The sequence below is a fragment of the Mesorhizobium sp. M0207 genome, from assembly GCF_040321995.1.
Taxonomy (GTDB): Bacteria; Pseudomonadota; Alphaproteobacteria; order Rhizobiales; family Rhizobiaceae; genus Mesorhizobium.
In genome coordinates this window covers 1-9,737 of the sequence record NZ_JAMYSQ010000053.1, presented here as the reverse complement: position 1 = coordinate 9,737, position 9,737 = coordinate 1, and the positions used below count along the sequence as shown (strand labels likewise).

Here is a 9,737-nt window from a genome sequence, read left to right as displayed (position 1 = left end):
AACCCCGCCTACCCGGCGGCCCCCACCTCACGCCAAAAACCCCCGGCCGGCCCCCGGGGCGGCCCGCGATTTCCTGCCTATTGCGGAGTCATCGATGTCCAGCCCGGAAAATCCGATCCTGTCGGTCAGTCGCGTGGAGGCCGTCTACAACGGCGCCATCGCCGCCCTGCACGGTGTCGACCTGTCGGTCGGCAAAGGCGAGATCGTCGCACTGCTCGGCTCCAACGGCGCCGGCAAGACGACGCTGCTACGCGCCGTATCCAATCTCCTCCCGGCCGAGCGCGGCACTGTTACCGCTGGTCGGATCACTTTCGACGGCGAGGATGTCTCCAGGGCAAGCCCCTCTCACCTCGTCCGCAAGGGTCTGGTCCAGGTCCTCGAGGGCCGACACTGCTTCCGCTCGCTGACGGTCGAGGAGAACCTTCTGACCGGCGCGCTCGGGCGTTCGTCTTCCCGCACCGGCGTCAAGGCCGACCTCGACCGCGTCTATGCGCTTTTCCCCAGGCTCACCGAGAAGCGCCGAACCCGGTCCGGCCTCACCTCCGGCGGCGAGCAGCAGATGACGGCGATCGGCCGCGGTCTGATGTCGCGGCCGAAACTCTTCGTGCTGGACGAGCCTTCGATGGGGCTGGCGCCGCTGATCGTCGACGAGATTTTCAGCGCTTTGAAGCGGCTCAATCGGGACGAAGATCTTTCGATCCTTGTCGCCGAGCAGAATTCGGCAGTGGCGCTGAAATATGCCGACCACGCCACCGTGCTCGAAAACGGAAAGAGCGTGCTGGAAGGGTCGGCCACCGACCTGCGCCAGCGCGACGACATCAAGACCTACTATCTCGGCGGCACGCCGCTTCCATCGCAACATTTTCCCCAGGAGACCGCAGCATGACCATCCAATCGAAGCAGCCGTCCGATATCCGCAGCGCCGTCCCCCCGGTTGAGCGTCCGTCGGCCAGAGCGCATGTCATCAAGACCGACGCCGAGGCGATCGCTGTGGCGGAAAAACTGGCCGCAGACTTCGCCAAGGACGCCTCCAGGCGGGACCGCGAGCGCATCTGGCCGAAGGAAGAGCTCGATGCGTTTTCGCAGAGCGGCCTGTGGTCGATCAACGTGCCGAAGGCCTATGGCGGACCGGAACTCTCCTATGTGACGCTGTCGAAGGTGATCACCATCATCTCGGCGGCCGATCCGTCGCTCGGCCAGATTCCGCAGAACCATCTCGGCGTCGTCGCCGCCATCCGCACCGTCTCTGACGAGGCCCAGAAGCAGCTGCTCTTCGCCGAAGTTCTGTCCGGCACGCGGTTCGGCAACGCGTTCTCGGAATTCGGCTCCAAGCGGGCGGCCGACTTCGAGACCAAATTCGTCGACGCTGGCGACCACGTCGTGGTCAATGGCCAGAAATTCTATTCCAGCGGCGCGCTGCTCGCCCATCTGGTGCCGATCGTGGCGCTCGATGACGAGGGCCGGGCCTGGTATGCCATCGCCGATCGCGGCGCGCCCGGACTGACGGTCATCGACGACTGGTCGAGCTTCGGCCAGAAGACGACGCTGTCCGGAACAGTCCTGCTGGACAATGTGAAAGTGCCGAAGACGCATCTCGTCCCCGGCTACAAGGGCTATGACCGGCCGACGGCCGACGGCGCCATCTTCCAGATCATCCAGGCTGCTGTCGATCTCGGCATCGCCAACGCGGCGATCGACGAAACCGTCAGCTTCGTGCGCACCAAGTCGCGCGCGTGGATCGACAGCGGCGTCGATCATGCCTGGCAGGATCCCTACACTATCCAGGCCGTCGGTGACCTTCGCCTGCGGGCCAATGCGGCGCAGGCCGTTCTGGACAAGGCAGGGCTGGCGGTCGACCGCGCCGTGGCCGATCCGAACGATAAGACCGTCGCGGAAGCGCAGATCGCGGTTGCCGAATCCAAGATCCTCACCACCGAGATCGCCATCAACGCCACCAACAAACTGTTCGAACTCGCCGGCACGCGATCCACACTGGCCGAGCACAATCTCGACCGGCACTGGCGCAACGCCCGAACCCACACGCTGCACGATCCGGTGCGCTGGAAATACGCGATCCTCGGCAACTATTACCTGAACGACGTCAATCCGCCGCTACACGCCTGGAGCTGAGCGAGAACGTCGTAAAGTCATAGAGGACTGTTCATGAGCACTGCCATCCCCGACAGGATCAAGGTCCTGTGGTTTCTTCCGACCCATGGCGACAGCCGCTATCTCGGCACCTCCGAGGGGGGCAGGGCGGTCGACCTGCCCTATCTGACCCAGGTCGCCAAGGCCGCCGACGCCATCGGCTATTACGGCGCGCTGCTGCCGACCGGCCGAAGCTGCGAGGACAGCTGGGTCGTGGCGTCGGCGCTGGCGCCGTTGACGCAGCGGTTGCGCTTTCTTGTTGCCGTCCGTCCCGGGCTGCAGTCGCCGACGCTCGCGGCGCGGATGACCTCGACGCTCGACCGCATTTCGGGCGGGCGCCTGCTCATCAACGTCGTCACCGGCGGCGACCCGGTCGAGAACAAGGGCGACGGCATCTTCCTCAGCCATGACGAGCGCTATGAGGTGACGCGGGAATTCCTCGATATCTACAAGGCCGTGCTGCGCGGCGAGACCGTTGCCTACGAAGGCAGACATTTCCGCATCGAGGACGGAAGGCTGCTGTTCCCGCCTGTGCAGACGCCGCATCCGCCGCTATATTTCGGCGGCTCGTCGGAGGCGGCCAATGCGGTCGCCGCCGAGCAGATCGATAAATATCTGACCTGGGGCGAACCGCCGGCTGACGTCGCCGCAAAGGTCGACCATGTGCGCGGCCTTGCCGAGAAGGCCGGACGCCAGGTGAGTTTCGGCATCAGGCTGCATGTCATCGTTCGCGAAACCAATGACGAAGCCTGGGCCGATGCCGACCGCCTGATCAGCCGCCTGGACGACAAGACGATCGCCGAGGCGCAGAAGGTTTTCGCGCGCATGGATTCCGTCGGCCAGTCGCGCATGAGCCGGCTGCATGGCGGCCGTCGCGACAAACTCGAAATCAGTCCGAATCTGTGGGCCGGTGTCGGCCTGGTGCGTGGCGGCGCCGGCACCGCTCTGGTCGGCGATGCGGCTACGGTGGCGGCACGGATCGATGAATACCGGCGCATAGGCATCGATACATTCATCCTGTCCGGTTACCCGCATCTGGAGGAAGCCTATCGCTTCGGCGAACTTGTGTTGCCGCAGTTGCCACTCGATCACGAGATCTCAACGCGGCAGACGGCCGTCAACATGGGCCCCTTCGGCGAAACCGTGGCCGGCGACCATCGCCCGTCGGCGCTGCGCGCGAGCCAGTCTTGAGCGCCAGCGCACCGATCATAGCGATTGTCGGCGGCGGCTTTTCAGGTGCGGCGACTGCGTTTCATCTGGCGCGACTGCTCCCGGCCGGTGCATCCGATATCATGGTCGTCGAGCCCCGCGAGGGGCTCGGCTATGGTCTGGCTTACTCCACGGCCGATCCGGCGCATCGTATCAATGTGCCGGCGTCGAGAATGACGCTGATCTCCGGCCAGGACAGCCACTTTGCCGACTGGCTGGAGCAGACCAGAGCCATTGTAGACGATGCCGAGGCTATTGCCGCCTACGGAGCACTCTACCCGCAGCGTCGCGTTTTCGGGCGCTATGTGGAATCTCATCTCCGGCCCTTCCTTCTCAGCAAAACGATCCGCCATGTCAGGTCCGCCGTCGCATCGGTCGAGCGCACCGGCGAGGGCTACAGTCTGATCCTCGCTGATGGCGGGGCGCTCGCTGCCGACGCCGTGGTGATTGCGACGACGCATCCGCCGCCGGCCTTGCCGATGCCCCTGAAGTCCGTGGCTGGCACAGCCGGGCTGGTGGCCAATCCCTATGATCTCGAGAGGCTGGAAGCGATCGGCCGCGACGACCGTGTCCTGGTCGTTGGCACCGGACTGACGTCGGCGGACGTGATTGCAACGCTCGACCGCAAGGGGCATCGTGGCCACATCGTCGCGCTGTCACGTCACGGCTATCGCTCGCGCAGCCAAGCCGCGATGCTGGCCGATCCAATTGGTGATTTCACGACCCTTCCTTCACGAAGCGCAACGGCACTATTCAGGCGCATCCGGGTAACGATCCTTGATGCCAAGCGTCGGGGCGAAGACTGGCATCCGGTGCTCGATGCCGTCCGACGTCAGGGACAAACCATCTGGCAGGCCTTGCCGCTGGCCGAGCAGCGACGTGTGGCGCGCAATCTTCGTGCGCTCTGGGACGTGCATCGCTTCCGCCTCGCTCCACAGATCGCGGCCGTGCTTGATCGCGGCGTTGCCGAGGGCAGGCTTGCCTATCGCGCCGCAACGATTGTCGGCGCCGAACAGGTCGACGGACGCATTTGCGTCAGGCAGCGGCTGCGTGGCCAACGCAGCCTCGTTGTCGAGGCTTTCGACAGAGTGATCGTGACGACAGGTCCGGCACATGCCGATATCTTGCGGACCAACACGGCGATTGCGGCGCTCGAGCGGATGGGATTGGTCCGGCTCGACCCGATTGGTCTCGGTTTGGAGACCGACAGCCAAGGCCGTGCGGTCGGCACATCCGGGCGCCCGACCGACAGCATTTTCGTCAGCGGGCCATTGGCGCGAGGCAGCATCGGCGAACTGATGGGAATTCCCGAAGTCACCGCACATGCCGAGCGCATCGCCGCCGAAATTCACCAATGGTTGGGATACCAAACGGCGTTGCGTCGCAAGGCGTCGTGAAGCTGCAAACACGATGAGGCTATCCAGATGACACTGACCGAACGCGTTCCCCTAGTGGAAACCTTAGTGGAAACCCGGGTTCCCCTGAAATTTGCGATGCGACACCTGGCCGGAGCTGTCTCCGTGGTCACCGCCGGTGTTGGCGACGAACGGACGGGCGCAACCGTTACCACCGCCCATTCCCTATCGGTCGAACCAGAGGTGATGGTTGTCAGCATCAATCTGAACTCGTCTACCTGGGCAGCCATCAGCCGGCATCGGCATTTCTGCGTGAATGTGCTGCGTGCCGACCAGATCGCGATTGCCGACCGCTTTGCCGGGCGCGGTGGCCTGAAGGGGTCGGCGCGCTACGAGGGCGCTCGCTGGTCCAGCCTTGCAAGCGGCGCACTGGCACTCGACGAGGCGCTTGCCGCGGTCGACTGCGCGGTTGAGGATACTATTATTCGCCACAGCCACGCGCTGATCCTCGGCAGCGTCCGGCATGTGGTGAGCGGAGAGCCGGGCCCGGCGCTGATCTATCATCACGGCGCATACGGATCGTCGTAAACGTATTTCGGTTCCTGGTGCTTGGCGGCGCGGTGAAGGTCCAGGCATTCAAATGAAGGCTTGATCTAGAATGCCTTGGAGAGAAAACAGTAAAGGGGAGGCGGGTCTTTTGGCGTCCAGCCAGAACCGCAGGCTAGAAGTGATTCCCAGCCATTTTGTCGCCCGTCACAATGTTACAAAACTCATCGTAAGTAGTTGATTTTATTATAGATACCTAGAGTTCAATCCTCTCTCGCAGCACCATCGAATTCAGCATGCACCTGTTAGCGTCAACTGGTCGCCGACTGTCTGCAACAGGTGGAGAGCGGAAGTATCATCCCGGGAAATGTCGCCTCAATCGAGGCTGGCCGGCGACGAGAACGGCTGATTGGCGTCGACCACGAAGATGGCCAGCTCATCGAGATCGGTTGTGCCGGCGCTGAACACCTCCATCGGCGTGTTGGCCCCGTGTCCGATCATTGCCGTGCCAGCTTCAGCATAGGTCACTCCGTGGGGCGTTCTCTGGCCGAGCTTGCCGGCCAGCACATAGAAGGCCTCCGGTCCCGGATGCGTATGGATCTTCGTCTTGACGCCGGGCGCTCCACCGGCGCGGTTGACACGCAGCAAATACTCGCTTGCGCTGATCGGAGGGATCGGTCCGATCTCGACGACCTTGGTTCCGCCGGTCGTAGAGCCATCCTTCGGTCCAAGCGTGAACAGCCAGACCTTGCCTGCGACCTCGGCCGCAAGCGAGGTCGGGCCCGCAACGCTTTGGGCTTGCGCCAGCGTTGGCAGATTATCCAGCCGCCAGTACAACGGTCCGGAGGGCAGTTCCTTCACCTTTTTCTCAACCACCGGCTCGACGGCGAATTTGCTGTCTGCGGGCATTGAGGCTGACGTCATCAGCCCGAAAGCACACACCGAGAATATAAGCAGGCCAATACGACGGGCGCTGAGGGAATGCGGCTTCATGGTTGGTCCTCCCTTTCATGGTCGTCCCCTCGACCCAATATTAACTATAGCATATGTACCGACTTACGGCACGGACCAAGTTTCGAGCGAGCTAAAGCGCCTGCCGCCAAAGAAGACTGTTCATGATGCCAAACCCTCTAGGGAGAGTTTTCAAGCGTTGGAACTAGGTGTCGCGGTGGCATTGGCTGCGATGACGAGTGCCAGCAGCGCAAGGCGTGGCTCCTCCGCGTCGTCAAATGGGTAGCTGACGGCCCCCGTTTAGAGTTCGAAGCAGTCTTGCCCCCAGGCTACTGTGTCTGACGTGAGTCCAACGGTCCAGCCGTCCAAGATCGGCCCGCGCATGGCGGCCAGCCCCGTTCGGGCGGGCGCCCGAAAATGCCTGAGGTGCCAAGCATCTCGCCATGCTAGGAAAATGCCAAGGTCGAGGCACAGCTCCGCTCGCACGCGCCATGATGCGCGTCCAGTCTGCCCTGCTGCAGGCGGCTTAACAAAGCTTGCAGCCGGGAACAACCACTCAACGACTCGCGTTTCTTGCCAAGGCCCGCTTCTTTTGCAACGGGGCGGCGGGCGTCGAAGGCTCGCAAATGTCGCGCCGGCGTTTCAATCGCACTCGCCTCAGCCCTCACGATTTGGCTATTTGTGAACGCGTGTTTGATCAGGTTTGCGCAGATGAGCACATTGACCCTCTAAGCCTGGATGCCGAAGCCTTGGCGGTGATGATTGTCGCAATCTTCCGAAACGTGACTACCAATGAGCGCGAACTGCTGGAGGAAGTTAGGTCTCTTCGTCGCTCAAAAGGCGCAGAGAAGGCGCACTAGCTAGGCGGCGTTCCGAGGCGAATTGTTCTAGTCCCGCATTGGCACAATCGGATTGGCATCTGAATTGCTCATTGAGAATCGCCAGAGTGTAGCCACCGAGCTTGCGAAGGGGACGGAAATGGGCTTAGCCGAAGACTTATCGGATGTCGCGCTCACATTCGAATGTCCGGATTGCTTGCATCCGGCGGTAAGAAAGGGCTCTGCACTAAGAACAATCGCGCACTTCAGATGCGACGGGTGCAACGCCAAGGTGCGGATGACCTATCCGCAGAAGCTCGCGATCTTCGAAAAGCACAGGCTATTGGCCGCAAGCAGCCGGCAAAGCCGCGGGAAGCGATTGTACGCCCCCTACCGGGGCTGATTGCCGCCGACAACACGACACAGAAGGAAAATGCGCAAGGTCAGGGGCACAGATGCGGCCGAAGTGGCTTCGCGACCTCTGCCGCGTGCAGCGACGCGTGCTTAACACTTCCTCATCCGCGCGGCCTTCGCCCCTTTTGACGCATGTTGACCACGGCAATGCCGCCCAATCGGAATAATTCGGGCGAAGGGCTCGTTAGTTCTTTAGGCGATGCTAAAATACGGCAAAGTGTCCGAATGTCATTTCATGAAGCCCGCCAGACAGGCTGCGGCTCGCTCTGGCCTAACCTCGAAGGGAACCAGGGATGAAAATTTCGACTTCTCTCACAAGACGAAGTGTTGTCGCCGCGCTGGCGCTGGCCGCCGCATCGACGTCGGTATTGCCTGTCGACAAGGCGCTCGCGCAGACGAAGAAAACCGCATCTGAGAAAAGTCTGTATGAGCGGCTGGGGGGTGTTTTCGCCATCGCAGCGGTGATCGATCATTTCAGCGACGCCGTCGTGAGGAACCCGATCGTCGGCCAAAAGTCCAAGAATCCGCAGCTGCGCAAATGGCACACCAAGAACCTTGAAAGGCTGCCCGGCCTCAAGTTCATGCGCACGCTGTGGGTCTGCGACGTTTCTGGCGGGCCCTTCAAGTTCGTCGCCACCAAGCCCGGCACGACGCCGCTCGGCCTCGAGGAGGCGCATCGCGACCTGCGGATTTCCCCCGCGGAATTCGATGAGGTCGCAGCCGAACTCGGGCGGACCTTGGATCATTTCAAGATTCCGAAGCCTGAGAAAACCGAAGTCCTGGAAGCTTTCGCCGCCCACAAGGACGAGGTCACCGCCGGCTACGTCAAGCGGGGCTGAAGCGCTTATATCGCGCGGGCATTCGTTCTGAGCATGGCGCGCGTCGCCGTGAGGCGCGGCCGCAGCTCAGCGCGCAATTTTCCGATGGTTCCTACTCCGAACCTGCCCGAACTGTCTCCACTCTGAGCGACCCTTCCGGCAACCGCCGCAGGAGTTCAGCCTCGGATCTCGTCAGGTGGATCCAGGCCGCCCAGTCCGATGGCCGCAGCACAACCACTTGCCGATTGTGATATGGCGCGACATCCGGGCCTGGATCGGTCGTCAGCATCGTGAACGTCGGCGGCTTGTTGCCGACACCCTCGCGCCACAGCCCGGCAATCGCCATGAACGATTGGCCATTCAGTGTGAACCTGTGCTTGGTTTTTGGATATTTCGTTCCCGTGAATTCGAAGAATGCCGACGCCGGAACGAGACAGCGCTTGCTGTTGCTGAACTGCCGGCCCTCCGAGCGAAAGTTGAATACAGGTCCGCCTTTTGGCCCGGCCGGGGGAAAGCCGAATGTCATCGACGCCAGTTCGATTGCGTCGCCGGCGGCGCGCATTACAGGTGCGGGGTCGTTGATGTGGATGTCATCCGCCTGCGGCAGATCCAGTTCGGTTTGATGGCTGGGGATTTTGAGCGCCAGCGATTCCATCATCCGGCAGTATTCGGCCCAGGCGATGTGCTGCTCGTAGTCATTGCACATGGAGAGGCTCCGTACGCTCGACCGAGATCAGTTCAACATAGCGTTTATCGGTTGGCGCCGATTGCTGGCGGATTTGATATAAGCCTATTTGGGCCGGCGTGCGGCAGCGATGGCCTGCAACAGATTGATGCTGTTCACGTCGGGTTCGCTGGATGCGGCAACGGCAAGTGCGGCGGCCTCGGCTATTTTGGCGACGTCGTCGCTGCTGATCGTTCCGCGCTTTTCCAGCAGATTTACGAGTTCGACAACGAGAAGAAAGGCGTTCACACCATATCGTTCGGCTCTGAGCTCGAACTCGCCTCGAGCCAATTTCTCCGCGTCTCCTTCAGCCCGTTTGTCCACGTTGGCGTCCTCTCCTATGGCTACAAGCTATTAACGCTTAGCACGAATGGTTTAATCCTTCGAACTGGCCACAACCTTCGCCAATTGCCGGGCATAGTGTCGCCGGTGGCAAGGGCATGGGTTCAGCCAAGGATGAGACCAACCAACAGAACGGTAAGAATAAAGGACAACACGACGGCAAGTAGCCCGCATGCTTCCAAAGTGTTGGTTTGCCAAGCTTTCGTCGGGCGCCTCCGGTTTGAATTGCCGTTTCGCGAAACAAACTTCATCGGGCACCAGATCGGACGCGGAGCCGGCTTGAACTTGGCAAAGCGCTCCTCTTCATCGGCCCGGAAGGCATCTCCGCGAAACTCCGGAGCACCGTATGCGCGGCGCCGGCCTGCCTTTCATCGACGCGGGCCATCACCAGTACGACACCTTCTGCGATCTT

General features: G+C 61.9%; 10 protein-coding genes. 7 read left to right on the top strand and 3 right to left on the bottom strand.

Annotated elements, in window-relative coordinates; all coding sequences use genetic code 11:
• Positions 1 to 94 precede the first annotated feature (94 nt).
• The 5 genes from NKJ15_RS32420 to NKJ15_RS32400 are packed head-to-tail and all read left to right on the top strand — an operon-like array spanning position 95 to position 5,300.
• Entirely contained in the window at positions 95 to 886 is a 792-nt protein-coding gene (locus NKJ15_RS32420) for an ABC transporter ATP-binding protein (RefSeq protein WP_352819765.1), read from the top strand.
• Positions 883 to 2,130 carry an SfnB family sulfur acquisition oxidoreductase gene (locus NKJ15_RS32415; RefSeq protein ID WP_352772557.1) on the top strand — a complete coding sequence of 416 codons (1,248 nt, stop codon included), beginning with the start codon at positions 883 to 885 and terminating at the stop codon, positions 2,128 to 2,130. Before NKJ15_RS32420 ends, NKJ15_RS32415 begins: the two co-directional genes overlap by 4 nt.
• Positions 2,131 to 2,163: 33 nt before the next feature.
• Complete coding sequence (ssuD, locus tag NKJ15_RS32410) at positions 2,164 to 3,339, top strand: FMNH2-dependent alkanesulfonate monooxygenase (RefSeq protein WP_352503581.1); 1,176 nt, start codon at positions 2,164 to 2,166, stop codon at positions 3,337 to 3,339.
• Complete coding sequence (locus NKJ15_RS32405) at positions 3,336 to 4,754, top strand: FAD/NAD(P)-binding protein (protein WP_352819763.1); 1,419 nt, start codon at positions 3,336 to 3,338, stop codon at positions 4,752 to 4,754. Before ssuD ends, NKJ15_RS32405 begins: the two co-directional genes overlap by 4 nt.
• Before the next feature lie 27 nt (positions 4,755 to 4,781).
• Positions 4,782 to 5,300, top strand: a complete 519-nt coding sequence (locus NKJ15_RS32400) for a flavin reductase family protein (protein ID WP_352819761.1) — start codon at positions 4,782 to 4,784, stop codon at positions 5,298 to 5,300.
• 333 nt (positions 5,301 to 5,633) lie between these two features.
• Here NKJ15_RS32400 and NKJ15_RS32395 read toward each other — a convergent pair whose 3' ends face one another.
• Positions 5,634 to 6,251, bottom strand: a complete 618-nt coding sequence (locus tag NKJ15_RS32395) for a cupin domain-containing protein (protein WP_352453637.1) — start codon at positions 6,249 to 6,251, stop codon at positions 5,634 to 5,636.
• Between the two features lie 494 nt (positions 6,252 to 6,745).
• On the opposite strand from NKJ15_RS32395, the gene NKJ15_RS32390 reads away from it, so the two are divergent.
• Positions 6,746 to 7,069: a hypothetical protein gene (locus tag NKJ15_RS32390; RefSeq protein ID WP_352453636.1), complete on the top strand. Its 324-nt coding sequence runs from the start codon at positions 6,746 to 6,748 to the stop codon at positions 7,067 to 7,069.
• A 665-nt stretch (positions 7,070 to 7,734) separates the two neighbouring features.
• Positions 7,735 to 8,280, top strand: a complete 546-nt coding sequence (locus tag NKJ15_RS32385) for a group I truncated hemoglobin (protein ID WP_352819759.1) — start codon at positions 7,735 to 7,737, stop codon at positions 8,278 to 8,280.
• 91 nt (positions 8,281 to 8,371) lie between these two features.
• Here the strand turns inward: NKJ15_RS32385 and NKJ15_RS32380 are convergent, their stop codons facing one another.
• Complete coding sequence (locus NKJ15_RS32380; RefSeq protein WP_352819757.1) at positions 8,372 to 8,965, bottom strand: SOS response-associated peptidase; 594 nt, start codon at positions 8,963 to 8,965, stop codon at positions 8,372 to 8,374.
• An 84-nt stretch (positions 8,966 to 9,049) separates the two neighbouring features.
• Complete coding sequence (locus tag NKJ15_RS32375; RefSeq protein WP_031211977.1) at positions 9,050 to 9,307, bottom strand: hypothetical protein; 258 nt, start codon at positions 9,305 to 9,307, stop codon at positions 9,050 to 9,052.
• Positions 9,308 to 9,737: the final 430 nt, after the last annotated feature.

Bases quoted from the DNA above. Each gene is read 5' to 3' on its own strand.
- NKJ15_RS32420 (WP_352819765.1), top strand. From the start codon at position 95: ATGTCCAGCCCGGAAAATCCGATCCTGTCGGTCAGTCGCGTGGAGGCC.
- NKJ15_RS32415 (WP_352772557.1), top strand. From the start codon at position 883: ATGACCATCCAATCGAAGCAGCCGTCCGATATCCGCAGCGCCGTCCCC.
- ssuD (WP_352503581.1), top strand. From the start codon at position 2,164: ATGAGCACTGCCATCCCCGACAGGATCAAGGTCCTGTGGTTTCTTCCG.
- NKJ15_RS32400 (WP_352819761.1), top strand. From the start codon at position 4,782: ATGACACTGACCGAACGCGTTCCCCTAGTGGAAACCTTAGTGGAAACC.
- NKJ15_RS32395 (WP_352453637.1), bottom strand. From the start codon at position 6,251: ATGAAGCCGCATTCCCTCAGCGCCCGTCGTATTGGCCTGCTTATATTC.
- NKJ15_RS32385 (WP_352819759.1), top strand. From the start codon at position 7,735: ATGAAAATTTCGACTTCTCTCACAAGACGAAGTGTTGTCGCCGCGCTG.
- NKJ15_RS32380 (WP_352819757.1), bottom strand. From the start codon at position 8,965: ATGTGCAATGACTACGAGCAGCACATCGCCTGGGCCGAATACTGCCGG.